This is a genomic window from Paenibacillus sp. LBL (assembly GCF_029893715.1).
Classification (GTDB): domain Bacteria; phylum Bacillota; class Bacilli; order Paenibacillales; family Paenibacillaceae; genus Paenibacillus_AQ; species Paenibacillus_AQ glucanolyticus.
Window position 1 is genome coordinate 982376 of sequence record NZ_JARXYU010000001.1, and the last position, 19424, is coordinate 1001799.

General features: G+C 49.3%; 15 protein-coding genes. 5 read left to right on the forward strand and 10 right to left on the reverse strand.

Annotated features, from left to right (window positions below; translation table 11 throughout):
• The first annotated feature begins 250 nt into the window (after nucleotides 1-250).
• Complete coding sequence (locus M2277_RS04805; RefSeq protein WP_006212168.1) at nucleotides 251-1225, forward strand: cation diffusion facilitator family transporter; 975 nt, start codon at nucleotides 251-253, stop codon at nucleotides 1223-1225.
• A 67-nt stretch (nucleotides 1226-1292) separates the two neighbouring features.
• Here the strand turns inward: M2277_RS04805 and M2277_RS04810 are convergent, their stop codons facing one another.
• Nucleotides 1293-3089 (reverse strand): S9 family peptidase, encoded by a 1797-nt coding sequence (locus tag M2277_RS04810; protein WP_280754276.1) that lies wholly within the window; start codon nucleotides 3087-3089, stop codon nucleotides 1293-1295.
• Between the two features lie 273 nt (nucleotides 3090-3362).
• Here M2277_RS04810 and M2277_RS04815 point away from each other — a divergent pair, with 273 nt between their 5' ends.
• Nucleotides 3363-4754 carry a SpoVR family protein gene (locus M2277_RS04815; RefSeq protein ID WP_006212170.1) on the forward strand — a complete coding sequence of 464 codons (1392 nt, stop codon included), beginning with the start codon at nucleotides 3363-3365 and terminating at the stop codon, nucleotides 4752-4754.
• Between the two features lie 117 nt (nucleotides 4755-4871).
• Here M2277_RS04815 and M2277_RS04820 read toward each other — a convergent pair whose 3' ends face one another.
• Nucleotides 4872-5939, reverse strand: a complete 1068-nt coding sequence (locus M2277_RS04820; RefSeq protein WP_036639614.1) for a globin-coupled sensor protein — start codon at nucleotides 5937-5939, stop codon at nucleotides 4872-4874.
• Nucleotides 5940-6179: 240 nt separating this feature from the next.
• Nucleotides 6180-8075, reverse strand: coding sequence for a PrkA family serine protein kinase (locus tag M2277_RS04825; RefSeq protein WP_036639617.1), 1896 nt, complete (start codon nucleotides 8073-8075; stop codon nucleotides 6180-6182).
• A gap of 266 nt (nucleotides 8076-8341) precedes the next feature.
• Here M2277_RS04825 and M2277_RS04830 point away from each other — a divergent pair, with 266 nt between their 5' ends.
• Complete coding sequence (locus tag M2277_RS04830) at nucleotides 8342-9121, forward strand: DUF2161 family putative PD-(D/E)XK-type phosphodiesterase (RefSeq protein ID WP_036639619.1); 780 nt, start codon at nucleotides 8342-8344, stop codon at nucleotides 9119-9121.
• Between the two features lie 141 nt (nucleotides 9122-9262).
• On the opposite strand, the gene M2277_RS04835 is transcribed toward M2277_RS04830, so the two are convergent.
• Together M2277_RS04835 and M2277_RS04840 are read right to left on the reverse strand one after the other, a co-directional pair.
• The gene (locus tag M2277_RS04835; protein WP_036639622.1) at nucleotides 9263-10477 is read right to left on the reverse strand and encodes an aminotransferase-like domain-containing protein; all 1215 of its coding nucleotides are present in this window, start codon (nucleotides 10475-10477) and stop codon (nucleotides 9263-9265) included.
• A 110-nt stretch (nucleotides 10478-10587) separates the two neighbouring features.
• The gene (locus M2277_RS04840; RefSeq protein ID WP_280754277.1) at nucleotides 10588-11244 is read right to left on the reverse strand and encodes a helix-turn-helix transcriptional regulator; all 657 of its coding nucleotides are present in this window, start codon (nucleotides 11242-11244) and stop codon (nucleotides 10588-10590) included.
• Nucleotides 11245-11625: 381 nt separating this feature from the next.
• Here M2277_RS04840 and M2277_RS04845 point away from each other — a divergent pair, with 381 nt between their 5' ends.
• Nucleotides 11626-12033, forward strand: a complete 408-nt coding sequence (locus M2277_RS04845; protein WP_348537768.1) for a hypothetical protein — start codon at nucleotides 11626-11628, stop codon at nucleotides 12031-12033.
• Nucleotides 12030-13115, forward strand: a complete 1086-nt coding sequence (locus tag M2277_RS04850; protein WP_148246616.1) for a phosphodiester glycosidase family protein — start codon at nucleotides 12030-12032, stop codon at nucleotides 13113-13115. The genes M2277_RS04845 and M2277_RS04850 overlap by 4 nt, the downstream gene beginning before the upstream one ends.
• A gap of 285 nt (nucleotides 13116-13400) precedes the next feature.
• Here the strand turns inward: M2277_RS04850 and M2277_RS04855 are convergent, their stop codons facing one another.
• The 5 genes from M2277_RS04855 to M2277_RS04875 all read right to left on the reverse strand — a co-directional run bounded on the left by M2277_RS04855 (nucleotide 13401) and on the right by M2277_RS04875 (nucleotide 19403).
• A complete protein-coding gene (locus M2277_RS04855) occupies nucleotides 13401-13655 on the reverse strand; it encodes an AbrB/MazE/SpoVT family DNA-binding domain-containing protein (protein ID WP_009595823.1) in 255 nt (84 codons plus the stop codon).
• A 196-nt stretch (nucleotides 13656-13851) separates the two neighbouring features.
• On the reverse strand, nucleotides 13852-14316 hold the full coding sequence (trmL, locus tag M2277_RS04860; protein ID WP_006212180.1) for a tRNA (uridine(34)/cytosine(34)/5-carboxymethylaminomethyluridine(34)-2'-O)-methyltransferase TrmL: 465 nt from the start codon (nucleotides 14314-14316) through the stop codon (nucleotides 13852-13854).
• 129 nt (nucleotides 14317-14445) lie between these two features.
• A complete protein-coding gene (gene serC, locus M2277_RS04865) occupies nucleotides 14446-15534 on the reverse strand; it encodes a 3-phosphoserine/phosphohydroxythreonine transaminase (RefSeq protein ID WP_036639632.1) in 1089 nt (362 codons plus the stop codon).
• Nucleotides 15535-15708: 174 nt separating this feature from the next.
• Entirely contained in the window at nucleotides 15709-16593 is an 885-nt protein-coding gene (locus M2277_RS04870) for a hypothetical protein (RefSeq protein WP_063480416.1), read from the reverse strand.
• Nucleotides 16594-16676: 83 nt separating this feature from the next.
• Entirely contained in the window at nucleotides 16677-19403 is a 2727-nt protein-coding gene (locus tag M2277_RS04875; RefSeq protein WP_280754279.1) for a GH36-type glycosyl hydrolase domain-containing protein, read from the reverse strand.
• Between the last annotated feature and the right edge of the window lie 21 nt (nucleotides 19404-19424).

Consider the following 19424-nt stretch of genomic DNA (forward strand, 5'->3'; position numbering starts at 1 on the left):
TTGCTCGTTAAGGGGCCGAATTCAATTCTCCTCTGCTTACTCATCCCTTTATTTTCCACTATATTCTTAATGTATTGGGTAAGAAATGAAGATATGAGTCAATCATGTTTAATGTATTAAAAAACATGGTAAGTAAATTTCGTGATAATTACCATTCTTGCCGAGAATGAGGATACCCTTATTTTGGAATGGTATGATAATATATACTTCAGATTAAATAGAAATTGACATTTTAGACGGAGGGTTTGGATTGAAGAACACTTGGCAGCTCATTAAGAAAGGAAACACCTCTTCAGCGATTGCGGCTTTGGGCAACACCGGATTGTCTATTATTAAGGCAATTGCCGCCTCCATCAGCGGCAGCGGAACGATGTTTGCATCCGCCATGCACTCGGTGGCTGACGCCGTGAACCAGGGATTTGTATTTGTGGGCAGCGTACTGGCAGAGCGAAAGCCGACCAAGAAGTTCCCGACCGGATTCGGCAGGGTTATTAATCTGGTCTGCATGGTTGCTGTTATCGTGGTGACCATCATGGCGTATGAAACGATACTCAAAGGGTTCAAGTTATTAAAGCACCCTGAAGAAGCTACGAATTTCTGGCTCAATTTTATCGTACTGGTCATCGCTGTCATTATAGACGGCTCCATTCTGATGAAAGCCATGAAAGAGATTATGAAGGAAACCCGCGTTCAAGCAACCGGTTTTGCCTTGCTGCCTGCCGCATTCAAAAATGCCGGTCGCGCTGCTCCGCCAACAAGGCTGGTGTTCTATGAAGACATTGTTGCCACGCTTGGCGCCCTCTTCGCTCTCATTGCCATCGTGTTTGCGCATTTCATGGATTTCCTCATCCTGGACGGAATTGCTACGATTCTGATCGGCTGCCTGATGGTCGGCGTTGCCTTTAAAGTTGGATATGACAACATGGTGGGCTTGATCGGAGTTGCCGCGCCTAAGGATGTCGAGGAGAAAATCTCCAATCTCATTCTTAACGACCCGGACGTGCGGGATATCAACCGTCTGCGTATTCTGCAAGAGGGCCGCAACTATCACGTGGAGGCGTATATCGAACTGAAAAAAGGGATGTCGCTTGCCGAAGCCAGCCATACCAAAATGAGAATCAACGCCATACTGACACAGGATCCGAATATCTCGGATGTAACTCTGGGTATCCTGGAAGACGACGGAATCAAGCTGTGGAATCCTCGCGAGGATCTGGATCAATAAACGGAAAGAGGCAACCTTCAAGGTCTGATGGACCCGAGGGATGCCTCTTCTTTTTTTGCCCTAATGATTAATGATTGCGTTTAAGAAACTCATCCATGCGCGCGTAAGCGATTTTTTCATTGGCCTTTTTGGTGATGCCATGGCCCTCATCGTCAAACACAAGGTATTCCACATCCCGGCCTTTAGCCCGGAGCGCCTCGACGATTTGGTCGGATTCCTCCTTAACGACACGCGGATCGTTAGCCCCTTGAATGATCAGCATCGGATTCACCATGTCATCCAGATACGTAATCGGCGAATCCTTAATGAATCTTTCCTTATCCCGCTCCGGATCGCCAATCCAGCGCTCCATAATCGGTTTCCAATGCTCCGGTACCGAGTTGTAGAAGGTAAACAGATTGCTGACCCCGACGATATCGACAGCAGCCTTGAAATACTCCGGATTGCGCCCTGCCAGCAGCAAGGTCATATAACCGCCATAACTTCCACCCATGACAAAGAGTTTCTCCCGGCTTGAAATACCTTGCTCAAACAGCCAATCCATCCCTGCCAGACAGTCCTTGCGCGGTCCCTCGCCCCAATCCTGTTCCACCAATTTCACGAAGGAGCTGCCATAACCCGTACTGCCGCGGAAGTTTGGACAGAAGATGTTGTATCCCTTGGCTAGAATATACTGGAACATGGAGCGGAACTGCTTGCGCTCCGAGGCTTGCGGACCTCCATGCGGCCAAAATACCGTATAACCGTTCGCAACATGGGATTGGGCACGGAACAAGAGCGCCTCGATCTCCATGCCGTCAAAAGAGTTATAGGTCACGACATCCGGCGCCACCAAATCCTCATCGGTTAATCCTGTCAGAACGTTCTTGGTTATCATGCTCCACTTGCCGTCCGCATAGCGGTAAATGTTAAGCGGCTTCACGGCACCACGGGCGAGCAGGTACAGATGGCCCGACTTTGTCACATTCAGCTGCTCCACAATGTCGGAAGGAAGCGGTATGGGCGTTAACTCGCCGCTATCGAGCGAATAGGCATACAGCCGATCCCCCACCCCTTTCTCCGTAACGATGTACAGCGTCTGCGAATCCTTATGATAGCGCAGGAGCTGGATGCTTTCCCGATCGATACGGCACAAGGGCTCAAACTTCTGCTGAGGAATATCGTAGCGGGCAACGTAGGAAAATTCCGATTCATAATCCGTAGCAAAAATGACTTGATCGTTGTCAATAAACAGCGCATCGCCCGATATATGCACCTGCTCAGGAGAAGGGGTCAGGCACAACGGCTCTTCGCCTTCACGCTGCACATAACTCACATAGTAGGTGTTGGCATACATTTTGGTGTATGCGATGGTCTTCTCATCGGGACTTACTGCACACATTTCGGTTGACGTATCCTTGCCCTCAAGCAGAAGTTGATCCTCTTTGGTGTCCAGATGAAACACGCGCGAGTTCAGGAAGGATGGATTGTCTTTCGAAGTTACATAGTATAAGCGTCTGCCGTCCTCTGACAGATGTACAAAATAATGCTTGTCATCCCCTGACGCTCCTTCAAACAGAGGAATCGGCTCCCCGCCGTTCCAGCGCAGCGCGTGGAATTGATAGTTCTCATTCCCATCACGGTCAAAGGCTGTTAAAATATGTCGTCCTTCCGGGTCGAGCTTGATAAAGCTGCTGATCTGATCATTGTATGTAAGCGGGTAAGGGTAAGCTGTATCCCCTGCTAAATCCATCGCCCATAAATTAAACTTTCCGTTCAGACTGCTGCTGAACACAAGCCGTGACTCGTCTGCACTGATTCCAAAAGTACGAATACTGTACGTTTGAAAAAACTGTTCTACATCGGGTTTGGGAAATTCAATCATCCATATGCCTCCCTACTTCATATTATTGTCCATCGGTTAATAAATGGGCAAGTCTTCCAATCCGCTGGATTACTCCCATTATAACGCAAAGTTTCATACAGAACATCATTACATAGACCGGACGCTTCCTACATCTTCAGACTGAGCTGAAAGCCCAGTTTCTAGAAGCGGCCTGTACATATTCACGCCCTCCCCTCTTCAGCCCGCATATCTGCAGCGAGTTGCCATATAAATGATAAGAGCCATGTTTTTCATGACGAAGGGGGGATCCTCGTGCACCAAGACGAGATCGCGGAACTGGAACGTTCTATTGCGGAGATTACCGAAATCGCTACAGGCTTTGGCCTTGATTTTTACCCTATGCGATATGAGATCTGCCCGGCAGACATCATATACACCTTCGGCGCCTACGGCATGCCCACCCGGTTCAGCCATTGGAGCTTTGGAAAAACCTTTAATAAAATGAAGTTGCAATACGACTTCGGCCTTAGCAAAATATACGAACTCGTCATCAACTCCAATCCGTGCTACGCGTTTCTCCTGGACGGCAATTCCCTGATCCAGAACAAACTCATTGTGGCCCATGTGCTGGCACACTGTGATTTCTTCAAGAACAACGCCCGCTTCTCCGTCTCCAACCGCAATATGGTCGAGAGCATGTCGGCAACGGCCGAGCGTATCTCCCGCTATGAGATTGAGCACGGGACCGAAGCGGTTGAGCAGTTTATCGATGCTGTGCTTGCGATTCAGGAGCATGTAGATCCTCATATTATTAGACCGGATAAACTCGACAAGCAGCGTTACAATGCTCGCCGGGTACTGGAGCGCAAGGAGGAAGCCAAACGGCATAAGCCCCCTGGCCGGTACGACGATTTGTGGGACATCGATGAAGAAAAGCAAGAGAAAGCCGAGAATTCAACCCCGACACCAAAGCGCTTCCCGCCGGAACCGGAGAAAGACATCATGTGGTTTATTCAGGAACACTCCGATATTCTGGAGGATTGGCAGCGGGATATCATGAGCATGCTGCGAGAGGAGATGCTGTACTTCTGGCCGCAGATGGAAACGAAGATCATGAACGAAGGCTGGGCTTCGTACTGGCATCAGCGCATCCTGCGGGAAATGGATCTGACCAGCGAGGAAACCGTGGAATTCGCCAAGCTTAACGCCTCGGTCGTACAGCCGTCACGCCACAGCCTGAACCCTTATTACCTCGGGCTTAAGATTTTCGAGGATATCGAACGCCGCTGGGACCGGGAGAAGATGTTTGATGTACGCGAATATGATTCGGACATCTCATTCCTGCGCAATTATTTGACAAAGGAATTAGTGGAGGATCTGGATCTCTACGTTTTTGAGAAAAAGGGGCCGGAGTGGAAAATCACCGACAAAGCATGGGAGAATATCCGCGACCAGCTGGTCGTTTCCCGTGTGAACGGAGGTTCCCCGTTTCTCGTCATTACCGATGGCGATCATCTCCGTTCCGGTGAGATGATGATCAAGCATTTATACGAAGGGATTGAGCTTGACCTTAAATACATGGAACGCACCATCCCTTATGTTTACCGGCTCTGGGGCAAACCTGTGCATCTGCACAGCATGATCGAAGGCAAACCGATTCTGTTCTCCTATGACGGCAAGAAACTTCATCGGCGATTTATTTAACAGTGCTTGATGCATGGATATATCTGCTTACAACAACAGCACCCGCGAGTGAGTGAATCCCTCATCGCGGGTGCTTTGTTTACCGATATTCAACGATCCATGCGTAGGCTGCTTGACCTAGACGGTCACCTTCTCAGCTTGCTTCAAGGTTTCGACATGGGTATCATGCTTCTGAACATCATACTCATGTTGAAGCGATTCCAAATCATCAGCCAGCTTCTCCATCATCTTCACGAAGGCAGCCAGTTCCTGCGAGCTTGCCGCCTGATTGCGGGCATTAATTGACGTTTTCTCCGATTCCTGTTCAACGAGCCCCAGCTTGCGGATGATGCCGCTGACCTTGTCCTGAATTTCGTCCATCGCCTTCTTGGAATGGGTGGCAAGCTTTCGCACTTCGCCAGCAACAACTTCGAAACCTCGGCCTAACTCGCCAGCATGAGCTGCTTCAATCGCGGCATTCAGGCCGAGCAAGTGGCTCTGATCCGAAATTTCCCGGATCAAACTCCCCATCTGTTCGATGTGCAGGATTTCATTGCCAAGCTCCGAAGTTAGTGTATGCGCTTTATCCTGCGCTTCTGCTGTCTTCATGGCATTGTCGGCCATAAGCGCTGCACTTTGATCCAGCTCCACAATCATGGCGGTCAATTCCTGGACTGCTTCTGTAATCGCTTCCAACATTTTTTGCTGATCCGTGACCAATCGGTTAATCTTCTCTTTCTCTTTCATTTCGTAAGCTTCCAGTACGAGCTGGGAATCCAAATTAAACATTTTGCTAAGCGCATGCACCACTTGAGTCCACTGATCCGGCACGATTTGTTTCAGCAAATCGGCTGCAATATCAAGATACACCATGTAGCTTCCGAGATAATAGTCCGTTGTCAGGCCAATTCTGGAATGAACCTGTCCGATCTTGATTCGGTCGGAAATGTAAGACTCATCCACTCTGCCAGCTGCGAGTGACAACCAATACACCCGCTGGGTCTCCTTCAGCCGCTCCATGGTCGAGGTACGATCAATAATCTGCATCAGCTGCGGCTGTGTGCCGATCTGCGCGTAAAACCGGTTAACGACCTCTTCCACGACCTTCTCAAACACATCACGATGGTTGGCTAACAGCGCCAACCCGTGCTCATCCAATCCGATAAACTCCAGCTGTTGACGTCTTTTTGGGGAAACATCAATCATTTCGAAAAATCCACTCCTAAATAGCGTGATCCATATCACAGGTTCAAGTACTTAGGGTCCATTATAGCCTATATTTACCACCTGGACATAATCCTAAAGTCCTAATTACACGCAGGTTTGCACCAATCATAACCAGGATAACTCCTTTATAAACCGTGAGAAACCACCCCGAATCCATAGAGTGGTCTCTCACGTTAATCACTTTGTTCTAGATTACAACTTCAACATACAGCTTCGACATTACCGGTTCAACAGACTGCCCACATAGCGCAGCAGCTCGTTGGCACATACCGGGCAATATCCATGCTCCTCAATCAATCTGGAGCTGACCTCGTTGATCCGTTTCAACTGCACGGCATCCGGTGTTTTGGTCGAGGTTGTAATCTTGACGATATCCTTGAGATCGGTGAACAGCTTCTTCTCAATCGCTTCGCGCAGGCGCTCATGATTGTGGTACTCGAATTTTTTGCCCTTGCGCGAGTAGGCTGAGATGCGAATCATAATCTCTTCCCGGAAAGCCTTCTTCGCATTTTCCGAGACTCCGATCTGCTCCTCGATCGAGCGCATCAGTCTTTCATCCGGATCCATCTCCTCATCGGTCAGCGGATCGCGGATTTTCGTCCAGTTGCAGAACGCCTCGATATTATCCAGATAATTCTCAAACAGCGTCTTGGCGGACTCTTCGAAGGAATACACAAAAGCCTTCTGCACCTCCTTCTTGGCCAAGTCATCATATTCCTTACGTGCGGCGGCGATGAAGTTCAGATAACGCTCCCGTTCGTCCTTCGTGATGGAAGCATGCTGATCCAGACCGTCCTTGATCGCCCGCAGCATATCCAGCGCGTTAATGCACTGAAGATCTTGCTTAATAAGAGCACTTGAAATCCGGTTGATGACATAACGCGGGTCAATACCGGACATCCCCTCTTCCAGGTATTCATTCTGCATCTCTTTTAAATCCGCTTCTTTATAGCCCTCTACTTCCACACCATCGTACATGCGCATTTTTTTGATCAAGTCCATGCCCTGCTTCTTCGTTTCCTTCAGGCGCGTCAATACGGAGAATATGGCGGCTGAACGAAGGGCATGCGGCGCCACATGGATATGCTTCATATCACTTTGGCCAATCAGCTTTGAGTAGATTTTCTCCTCATCACTGACTCTCAGATTATAGGGAATCGGCATCACAATCATCCGGGACTGCAGCGCCTCATTTTTCTTGTTCGCTATAAACGCTTTGTACTCGGATTCGTTGGTATGGGCCACAATCAGCTCATCCGCGCTGATCAGCGCAAAGCGGCCTGCTTTAAAGTTTCCTTCCTGGGTCAGGGACAATAAATTCCACAGAAACTTCTCATCGCATTTCAGCATCTCCTGAAATTCCATCAGACCGCGGTTTGCCTTGTTCAACTCGCCGTCAAAACGGTACGCACGAGGATCGGATTCTGAGCCATATTCCGTGATGGTGGAAAAATCGATGCTGCCGGTTAAGTCCGCAATGTCCTGGGATTTAGGGTCGGAAGGGCTGAATGTCCCAATGCCGACTCTGCTCTCCTCGGAGATGAGCACCCGCTGGACTTCAACCTGCTCGATATCTCCGCCGTATTCGGTTTTGAGTCTCAACTGGCAGGCCGGGCACAAATTCCCCTCAATTCGAACGCCAAGCTCCTTCTCGATTTCCGGTCTGAGCTCAAGAGGAATCAAATGCAGCGGTTCCTCCTGCATCGGGCAGCCGGAGATCGCATACACCGCTCCCCGGTCGGTACGGGAATGCTTCTCCAGGCCCCTCTTCAGCAGCGTAACCAAGGTCGATTTACCGCCGCTGACCGGCCCCATAAGCAGCAGTATGCGTTTGCGTACATCGAGCCTGCGGGCCGCGGAATGGAAATATTCCTCTACGAGTTTCTCAACCGCACGGTCGAGACCGAAAATTTCCTGTTCAAAAAACTTATATTTTTTCTGACCCCCGATCTCCTCAAAACCGTAGGATTCGATCATGTCATATACACGGGCATGTGCCGTCATGGCTGGAGAGGGGTCCTTCTTCAGCAATTCGATGTATTCCCTGAATGTGCCGCTCCACGCCAAACGGTCGCCTTCAGCCCGATACGATGCTATGCGTTCGAAAATATCCATATCGCTACCTCCTATGAGTCTGTTTATGGGGATTGGCTTCCATTCCACAGCGTCATTAGAAAACATTCCATTTTCGAAAAAAGTGTATTACATACCTATGCGGCTTACTTGGAATAGTTGACCTTATTTTCGAAGTCAAGCAAGTGCTTTTTTGATGAACTCTCCGAGCAGTCTACACCCGGATACGCATGAAAGCAGTCCCCATGCTATACTGAAATTACATTAACGTGACATCAAACATGTTTCGGATCAAAAGGAGAGTAACCATGGCGATAAAGCATGAAGCCGAGCTGTACGCTCCCTTAAAAGCCTTTTTTGAAATGAATGGATATGAAGTAAAAGGTGAGGTTCGCCATTGTGATCTTGTCGGTATGAAGGAAGGCCTCGAGGAGCCGCTTATTGTGGAGTTAAAAAAAACATTTAATCTTGCGCTGCTGCTCCAGGGCATCGAGAGACTGAAGCTGACTCCGTACGTTTATCTGGCGGTCGAGAAGAGCCGTGCGAAAAAAGGAGCGGTCAATCAGCGCTGGAACGAGCTCTCAGGGTTATGCGGGCGCCTGGGTCTGGGACTTATCACGGTAACCTTCTACAAAACCAAAGCGCCTTTTGTGGAAGTGCTCTGTGAGCCGGAGATGGCCGTACAGACGGGCCGAACGGCCATCAGACGGAAGGAGCGCCTGTTGTATGAGTTTCGGGAGCGCAGCGGCGATTACAACACGGGCGGCATAACAAGAGCCAAGCTGGTTACCGCATATCGCGAGAAAACGCTGCGTGTAGCTGCAGCCATGAATTCCGCGGAAGCGGAGCAGCGCAGCTTGCATGAACTGCAGGAGCAGGAGCACGGGCTTCAAGCAGGGCGTGCAGCCGCTGCGCTGCCCGGCATTTCCCCCGCGGCTGTGCGTGATCGAAGCGGCGTAGGATCGGCTGCTGATATCCTGCAGCGCAATTATTATGGCTGGTTCCGCCGGGTGAGCCGCGGACGCTACGTGCTGACGCCTGCCGGTATCCAAGCCCTGGCAGACTACGCCACCGTGTTAAAATCATAAAATGTACATTCATCAGCCCGAAAACCGGCAAATCCCGTGATGCAAAAAAAGGCTGCTGATTCTACTCCAGACCTGATAACAGGTCCAATCAGCAGCCTACCCTATGTTATTAACGATACTTAAAGAAGCAGCCTTCCATGTCTAATTACGGGCAGTAAATTCCAGCACCGCTTCGCTGATCAGATTCATGCCCAGCAGCAGCTCATCCCGGCCCGGATGCGTAAAATTCAGCCGGATGCATTCACGGGTATGATCTTCGGCGGAACACATCGAGCCTGGCAGGAAAGCCGCACCTTTGAGTAAAGAAGCTCTCAGCAGCGCATCGCCATTCAAGCCAGGTGGCAGCTGCACCCAGAGAAACATCCCGCCGGAAGGTACCGCATACGTCGAATCCTTCCATGCGCTGCGCTTCAGCAGCTCTACCATCAGTTTAAGCCTCGTTGCGTACTCCCGGTTCAGCATGCCGATGTGATCCTCCAGCTGAAAATGCTTGGATTCCAGCAGATTGTGCAGCATCCGCTGATTCAGCATACTGGATTGCCAATCGGCCATTTGCTTCACCGCCGTCATCATCTCAATGACGCGCCGATTTCCTGCGGCCCATCCTGTACGAAGCGCCGGTGCAACCGTTTTGCTGAAGGAGCCAACATATAGAACATGCTTACCCTGGGGTTCCTCCAGTGAGAATATTGAAGGAATTCTTGTCCCCTGATTCTTGGCATCCGCAAAATAAAGATCGCCGTAAGAATCATCCTCCACAATGAGAAGCCCATGCTGAACACACAGCTCCAGCACCTGCTTGCGCCGCTCCAAACTCCACATCACGCCTGTCGGATTGGTAAAATTGGGCGCAGCCATCAGCAGCTTCGGCTTGTGCTGCCGGATCATCGCTTCGAGATGCTCTGGCAGCATCCCGTTCTGATCTCCCTCAACAGGCACAATGAGGGCGCCCTGTAGACGCAGCACCTGAAGCAGTCCAGGCGAGGTTGGATTCTCGACCAGCACCGGGTCACCCGGGTCCACATACACCCTGACCAGCAAGTCAATGGCCTGCTGCGTACCGGTTGTCAGTAAAATATGCTGGGGCTGAACGCTAAGCCCCTTTCGCCGGGAAAAATCCTGGCTCAGCCATTCGCGGAGCGGCCCGTATCCTTCCGCCTCACCATACTGCAGCGCTAGCGGATCCTCAGACAGGACCGATGTCGCTGCCTCTGCCAGAGAATGCAGAGGGAATAACTCTTCGGCCGGAAGCTCTTCTGCCAAGGAAATAAAAGAATCCCGCTTCGCAAGTTCCCTGATATCGCGCAGCGGGGATGACAAAAGGGTCTGTGCACGGGAAGCAAAGGAATACTGCATGGAAGTCCCTCCTCTAACCGTTATCAAAACCTCGGTTTTGTATTCAGGAGCCTCTTAACAACCTCTAAAAGGTATTCCTGATGTTTATATATTATACCTTATGAACCACATCACGCATATATTTGCCTGCCTTGGCGGGTATACAGTGCGTACTTTTCGATCGCTTGCGCACGGGTCGAGACCCCAAGCTTCACGTATATTTTGCGGAGGTAATTATCAATGGAGCGGCGGCTTACTTGAATTTCCATGGCAATTTTATCGTAGGTGATGCCTTGGACAATCCGTTCCATAATAAAGGCCTCCGTCTCGGAGAGCTGAAGTCCACCTTCATTCATGGCAAAGGCCGTTAGCGGCCATATTCCTTGCCTTACCCACTCGAGCGGCAGTGATGCAACACCTTCCCGCAGGCCGGTAATCATATGTATAAGCTGAAAGGTGGATGCCTGTTTGGATAACAGCCCGCTTGCGCCGCGGCTGATCAAGGATTGCAGCAAGGGAAGACCATCGTTATCGGTCATGATGACAACATGGGTCCTCGGAGACAGCTGCTTCATCTGCTCCAGCACGGCTTCAGACGTGTGTTCCTGCAGGTGATAATCCAATAGAACCAAGTCAGGAAGCAAATCCCCGACCAATCGAAGCCCTTCTGAATCTGAGGATGTCATTCCCTCAACGAGCAGATCCTGCTGCTCTTCCAAAATCAATTTTGTTCCCAGCATGCTTGTAGGTTGACTGCCAACTATAACTACCCGCCAAACCTGATTCATTTTCTAATAGACCTCCTGTTTCAACGAACTTGAATCTCTATCATCTCTATTAAGTAAGCGCCGTCATTTCCTTACATACCCGGCATGCGATTTCTCGTTGTTTGCGGCTATGGATTGATACAATTCCATCCTGTTATCCGTATAGAAAAAAGGTTAATTAATCCTATAGACGCAGGGCCTTTGACGATATGTATGGCGAATGTCTTATATGTATCCTATTTGATAATCAAATCTATACAGATTGTATCCCACTCTAACTTTCTAGGCAATCTATTTTTCATAAAAAACGCGCGCTTTTTGTTCGTCTTTGCGAAAGTAATCCTGACATGATAGAATGATATCTGGAAAAAATGATAGTTTTTGAGGGGTGATGATATGCCAATGTTAGAGCCGGAAAACAATGCCCCCTATAAATCCCGTGAGGAAGTGCATCAAAAAGAGCCGTCTACCAAATGGTTCTGGGTATTTTGGATTGTTCTGATCGGGCTGGGGACGACCGCAGCCTACCTATATAGCAATCATTTAAAAGAGCAGGTCGTTGTGCAGTTGCAGCAGGATACGCGCAAGGAGATGGCATCGTTCAAAGCGGAGTATGACCAAAGGTTTAATGAGCTGGTTCAGGAAATGGATGAGATGCAGAGCAAGGTTCAGTCCTTTAATGAACTGCTGACCTTTACCAAGGATCAGGCTAGCGGCAAGACGGACAACAGCAATAAGCTGTATAGTCAGTTAAGCCAGGTAGAGAAACAGCTGAAGGAGCTGGAACGCAAGATGGAGCTGCTCAAGTGACCAGGCTGAGATATATTCGTCCCAAGCAGCTCAACCGCACGTTTATGCTAGCCATCGCTCCTTTTATCGGATTGCTGCTGTGTATGTGGTTGATAACCAAGCCGCCGCACCTATCACACGAAACCGCTGAGTACATACCTTCCAGCAGCATATCGGAACAGTCCGCCGTCATCATGCAAGAATTGGATCAAGCGGCCGTCACTGCGGAGCAAACGATATCTTCTATTGAAAAAACAGCCAAGCTCTATCAGCAGACGACAGCCTCGGTAGGAACGATTCTGCGAACCGCGGAATCCCAGGCTGCACGCCCGGAGCAAATCTATAACCGCCGGATCACAAGCAAACTGGGGGTCCCGATCGAGACGGTTAACAGCGACCGGATTCGAATCGAGTTATATAAGATCAATCCGGGTACCTATCACGGTTACGCGATGAAGGTCAAGCTGAAGGACCCCTCCGCCATGAGTATGTCACTGGGCAGTGAAAGCGGCAGACCCGGGTCCGTCGAAACGACCATGCGTGCGGTAAGTCGGCATGGCGCGGTTGCCGGCATTAATGCCGGCGGATACGCGGATGGCAACGGGGGCAGGCATCCGCTAAGCACAACCTTTTATAAGGGCAAGTACGTTTCAGGATTTCAACCGAGCTTTAAGGATCTTTCCTTTGTTGGCATGAGCAAATCCGGCAAGCTGATCGGTGGAAAATTCTACAATCAGAGCGATCTTGATCGCCTGGATCCGGTATTCGGTGCTACCTTTGTGCCCGTGCTGCTCCAAAACGGCTACAAAACCACCATTCCCGAGAAGTGGCGAACGGCCCCTGGACGGGCACCTCGCACGGTCATCGGCAATTACAAGGATGATCAGCTGCTCATTCTCGTAACCGAAGGATACGATGAGAAGGGTAAATCCGGCGCTACACTGCAGGAACTGCAAAACAAGCTGAAAAAATTGGGCGTCATCGACGCTTATAATCTGGATGGCGGCGGCTCGGCCTCCCTTGTCCTGAACGGTCGTGTCGTGAACAAGCCATCAGACGGAAGTCTGCGGCCCGTGCCAACACACTTCCTATTTTTCGAGTAATGGAATCGGCTTCATATTCTCATTTATTTTTTCGCCCAAGGTGGTTATAATAAGAATAGCTTAGCAGGAGGTGGCAAGGATGTCTTTCTCATTAACCTTTTGGATCGTCATGCTCGTGTTTGCCCTTTACATGGTCGGCATTTGGACCTCGTCATACAATGATGATAAAACCAAAGGCCTGTAAGGCATAAACTCCCCCGAAATACGGGGGAGTTTTTATTTTATTGCGAAACAAAAAAGGCACCGCTCTTTAGCGATGCTCAAAAGGTAATTCATATTAGGCAACTAGGCATGTTTCGGAAGCTGTTGCATTTCGGACATGCATTGCGAGCAGATGTAGCGCTCTTTAAACTCGCTTACACCATCCATAGAACCACAGAAGACACACTTCGGACGATAGCGCTCTAATATAATATGGTCCCCCTGTACAAGAATTTCTACGGGATCCCCCTCGTTCATTTGATATCTCTTCCGCAGAGACTTAGGCAGAACGATTCTTCCCAGCTGATCGACCTTACGAACAACACCAGCAGGTTTCATAACGATTGTACACCTCTTTCATTTTCAACAAGTGATTTCTGACACCACAATTACAGAACTGATAATAAGGGCCTAGTATAATAGTTCGATAAAAAGTTGTCGAATCCTGCTGGATATTAAGAATTTCTTAGTTTTTTTCAATATCAAATAGGTATACTGGATGATTTTTCCCTAAAAACTCGAAGTTTTGCAGCTTTTAATCCATACCCGGGAAATTCAGCTGGCGTAATGCCTCGTATACCATAATCGCAGCCGAATTGGACAAATTCAGCGAGCGGACCTTATCTGTCATCGGCATCCGTATGCAATGCTCGCTATTTGCAGCAAGCAGCTCTGGAGGCAGGCCCTTGGTCTCTTTGCCAAAAACCAGAAAATCGCCATCCTGATACTCGATATCCATGTAACGCTTGGTTGCCTTCGTCGTGGCATAGAAATAACGTCCGTCCGGATACAGTGCCTTTAATTCCTCAAAGGAATCGTGGTATTCAATATGTACGGCATACCAGTAATCCAGCCCTGCCCGCTTCAATGTTTTGTCATCTGTATTAAAGCCGAGCGGACGGACCAGATGCAGATGAGTGCCTGTTGCGGCGCAGGTTCTGGCGATATTGCCCGTATTGGCGGGGATTTCCGGTTCGACTAGTACGATGTGTAATGCCATGTTGATAAAGTCCACCTTTTCTTCTGTTTTCTTCTATTATAACCGATTCCATCCCGAATTCCCGGGGTATCCAGAAATAACCTTCCGCTGATGGGCGGAAGGTTATTTCTGTTCATCTTCGATGATGTATTAGCTGCGGCTGTTCTGGAACTGCTGCATAAATTGTACAAGCGCCTGAGCGCTCTCGTACGGAAGGGCATTATACACCGAAGCGCGCAAACCGCCGACGCTGCGATGGCCTTTTAGACCGACAAAGCCTTCTTGCTCCGAAGCCTTCACAAATTCCTTCTCCAGCTCTTCCGTGCCCAGACGGAACGTAATATTCATATCCGAACGCACTTCTGCGTTCACGCAGCCGCGATAGAAACCGCCGCTGCTATCGATGGCATCATAGATGAGTGCGGCTTTCTTGCGGTTCAGCTCCTGAACGCCTTCAAGGCCCCCCTTCTCCTGAATCCATTTGAGAACCTCGTTAATCATATATATGCCAAAGGACGGCGGCGTATTGTAGAGCGAATTGTTTTTCAAATAAGTATCATAACGGAGCATACTTGGCAGATGTTTAGGAGAATCTGTAATCATATCCTCTCTGACAATCACAACGGCCACGCCGGATGGTCCAAGGTTCTTCTGCGCACCGGCATATACCATGGCAAATTGGCTTAGATCAAAAGGACGGCTCAGGATATCACTCGACATATCGCAGATCAGCGGTACGGATCCGGTATCCGGGAATTCCTTAAACTGTGTGCCTTCAATGGTTTCATTGGAAGTCAGATGAAGATAAGCTGCATGATCGGATAGCTTGATATCTTGAAGCTCAGGCAAAGCCATGTATTTGCTCGCTTCCGATGAGGCGGCAACATGGGTTTCGCCAATCAGCCTGGCTTCCTTAATCGCCTTCTCGGCCCAGCTGCCTGTCATCACATAATTTGCAACCTGGCCTTGTCCCAAAAAGTTCATCGGAATCATCGCAAATTGCGTGCTGGCACCACCTTGAATGAATAACACCTTGTACCCGGACGGATTTCCCAGCAGGGACAGCAGGCGTTCCTGCGCTTCATTATGAACTGCTTCATAGACGGCACCGCGATGCGACATTTCCATGATCGACATGCCCGTATCCCCGTAATTGACGAATTCAGCCTGAGCGCGCTCCAACACTTCAAGCGGCAGCGCAGCAGGCCCTGCATTAAAATTGTATGCTCTCTTGCTCAAAAGACTCTCCACCCTTTCTCCTTGTTCCCTTTATCGCTTTATAGATTTAAAGCTAATCATAGCAACAAAGCGAAGGTCCATCAAGTGCATTTTATACAATTTTTTATTCTCCATCAAAAACGGATAAATCCTACAATTCGAACCTGCGAAGACCCAAAAGGGACACCCTTTTGTTTACCAACTGAAGAATTGGAACTGCCTTCTCCAGCATTTCTGTTCTCCCGGAGCCAGACTCAGACGAATAAACACCTCGGGAGAAATCACGTGGCCAGTACCCCATAGCGCCATGTAAGCGACTGGAAAATCACTGCTCTCCCTTACTCCCGCCCTGCTGGCTTTATGCGTGAGCTCCCATGAATAAGAATGGTCACTGCCGTTGAAACCTTCCAGCTTTCCATAAAAGGGCTTGCTCGGCTTGGCGTTCCAGTTCACCTCGCAACCCTGGACAGACAGCAAGCCGGAGGTATAGTCAGATTCAACCTCCGTAAATCGGACAGGTACAGGCAGCCGCAGCTTGTATTCTGGTCCTGCGTCCTGATCGTTTATACCTATGAAATTATGGATATATTCCTCCGTATCAATCCTTCGGCTACCTTCGTTGCAGAGCTCATAATCCATGGTCAACGAGGTACCTTGGATGGAGATCTTCTTAACCAGCCTGGCTGCATATCCCTTTGTGTTCCTTGCATGAACCACATACGTGATGTTTAAATCGTCCGCCGTGATATCCACATCGAAAGGTTCCAGCGGATACGTATACTGAAAGTTATAACCGTCTTCATTAACCCGCTTAAGAAGGCCCACCCCTAGTTTAGGAAACCACTCGCCTACCCTGGTTTCCGAGTACCCCATTCCGTCGTGAAGACCAAATTCATTGCATAATCCTGATCCGCCGGCAGGGTTAAATCCCTCTGCATACTCATGAACACAGAACGTATGACCGCTCCCCACGAGCCTGACCTGTGTAATGAATCCGGTCCGATCAAAACGTGTGCCTTGGTAACTATCAATATCCGCTATATCTACGGCTAGTTGTCCGTTCGTTAATAGATGGCTCATGCTAATCGCTCCCTTTCCATTCATGATGAAGAAGCCCCGGTCACTTGTCTGCCAGGGCTTCCGTCAATTTGCATGTTCTTATGTTAGGCGAGCTCGACAAGAATGATATGAGATTCATTCATGGATAACGCAGTCAACGTATAACGATCCACTTCAGCTGCCCCTCGGGTGATACTGCGCAGCTGAACCTTCTCGCCGTTCAGTGTAATCGATTGAATCCCATAACTTCCATAATCCAATCCACTTGGATTGCTGTATACAATCTGAAGCTGTTGATCAGCAAACCTTGTATCTACAACTGCGTTGCCATCAGCTCCAAATTGAGAGGAACGTAATTTCGGTTCCAAGCGAAGATGTCCCAGATTACCTTTCACGCCAAATACCTCGGTCAGCATCGTAAGCAGAAGCCAGCTTGCTGATCCGGTGAGATAGGGATACATGCCTCTTCCCTTCTCATTGATGTATTCAGGAATACCAGGATACATGCGACTGCGATCAAAGTCATTGCTCAGATCATAAATCGACTGCAGCACCTCATATCCTTCTTGGACAAAACCTCTTTTATACAGAGCATTCGCATACATGACACTCATATGGCTAAACATGGCGCCATTCTCTTTATGCCCGAACGCAAATCCGAACGCACGTCCAAGATTTTGTTGAATCTCGCCAAAATTCGAGTTGAGGCGGTAACCGATGTTAGGGTCTTTCAGATAACGATCCACAGCCTTCGTAATCCGGCTTACCTGATCATCGTCAGCAATTCCGCCCATGACAGCAAAGACCTGACCTGTAAGCGTGATGCGCACACCATGGGGAAAATCGCCTTCCACGCGTTCTCCATCATTATTGTAATATCCGTTGAACCACGCATACCCTTCTTCGTTTGTGATCCATTCGTTGCGGCGCAAATGCTGGATGATCCATTCCGCTTTCAGTTTCAAATCCTGTACAACATCCGCTAAACTTAATTTCAGTTTGTTTCCGGTCACAGAGACTTTTACTGATTCGTAATACCTATCCAGCAGTTCGAGTTTCCCTTTAACATCCTCATAGGAAGCGGGAGTCGTTAACGAATCGAGCAAAACAGCCATTTCCTCTGCAATTTCAATGAAATCGACACCGTGGTTCTCCTGCCATGCCAGCAATACATCAGCAAGCTGCATCAAGTTGCTCGCATAAAACGCAGTAAATGCTACACTCTCGCCTCTGCCTGGCGCTAGGTCCAGACCATCATTCCAGTCTGCTCCCTCCAGCTTGATGTTATTGTGCTCGCCTACATTAAAGAACGGAACCAGATTCTGCAGCAAAATATGCTCAAGTATCGTTCCCTCATATACCCTGCCATTCACGGTTAAGAGCTTACTCCCATTCTCCGGCAACCAGTGGCTGTCCTTCTCCTGACACCGTTTCACAAACACATCACGGAAATACGTTTGAGGCTGCTTCAGGAAATCCAGATCCCCGCTCTGATTGATATAAAGCAGGGTGGTCATTAACGGCCAGGCACCATGATCCATCCATACGCGAGGAATATTGTTCCGGTCCGCGATAAACTCACCCGGCTTGGTTCCGATAATTGTTGCATTGCTTCCGTCCATTCGCACACCTGCGTAATTATTGAGCAGAAGGTATCGAACCTCAGATGGCTCCATAATCATCAGTGCAAGGCAATCCTGCCACAGGTCACGCCATCCGCGGCCTCCACGGCCATAGTCATGATAGGGGAGGAAGGAGTTCCCGTATAAACGGCGCAATATAGGCTGCAGCGTTACCCATTTCATCCACATATCCTGCTGTTGATCTCCAGTATGAAAGGACACGGTTGCCAGCTTGTCATTCCAATAGTTCTCGTTCTGCTTAAGCAGATCATCAAAACTCTTCTCCGATAAATACGTTTCGTCCAGCCTGCCGGATTCTATGCGATCCTCTGAAATGACCATTGCGATCACATAAGCTCTGGATTGGCCTGGCAGCAATTGAAGCTCATGAAACCGGAGAGCCCCAATCGCTTCGTAGCCCTCCAGCGTATCACCAGCCGCTGCACCCGCTTTCTTGTTGGCAACTACAGCCTCGGGCCAATCCAGTGCGCTGCCTTCCCCGATAAATTCCTCGAGTACCGGATCATAACCGGCTGGTTCCGCACCATCTGCCTCTGCACCCAGCACGCTGTAGCACACCTGATTGATACGGTGACCGCGCTCGTCAAACGACAGAACAGGCTGCACCTCGATCCCCTTACGATGAACAAAGATCCGATGCAGCAGTGAAGTCACATGACGATGATCCCGCAGATCATCTGCCGAGCGTCCGTACAGCGGGATGGCTGCGGTAGGCGTCAGCTTCAGCGGCTGATCGCTTGTGTTTGTCAGTTTCACTTTCATCAATTCAATTTTGTCATCCGTTACAGGAACGAAACTCGTCACTTCCGCTTGCAGTCCCGTTTCCCGGTTAATCCGCTTCAGCTTATGCCATAGAAACCCTGCTTCTAATTCGCTCTCTTCCTCCTGCTGCATGAATCGGTTTGCATTCTGCCTGGCGGAATTGCCAGTTGCGGACCATGCCCCGTACCCATCGATATACACCCAGAAATTACGTGCAGATTTAGAATTATGCAGATCCTCTACCGATACGGGTGACATCAAAAAAGTATTGTGACTGCTTGTGATTTCTCCATGAAGATTCGGCGTTATGGCTGACATCATGCCGGCTTCATTAACTAACGGAAAATATAAATAGCTGTTATGTTCAGGCATGTTCAATGAAAACACGCCCTGGTTCCCCTGAAACTTCCATCCTGTCGATTTCATATCGTTCTCTTCCCCTTTATG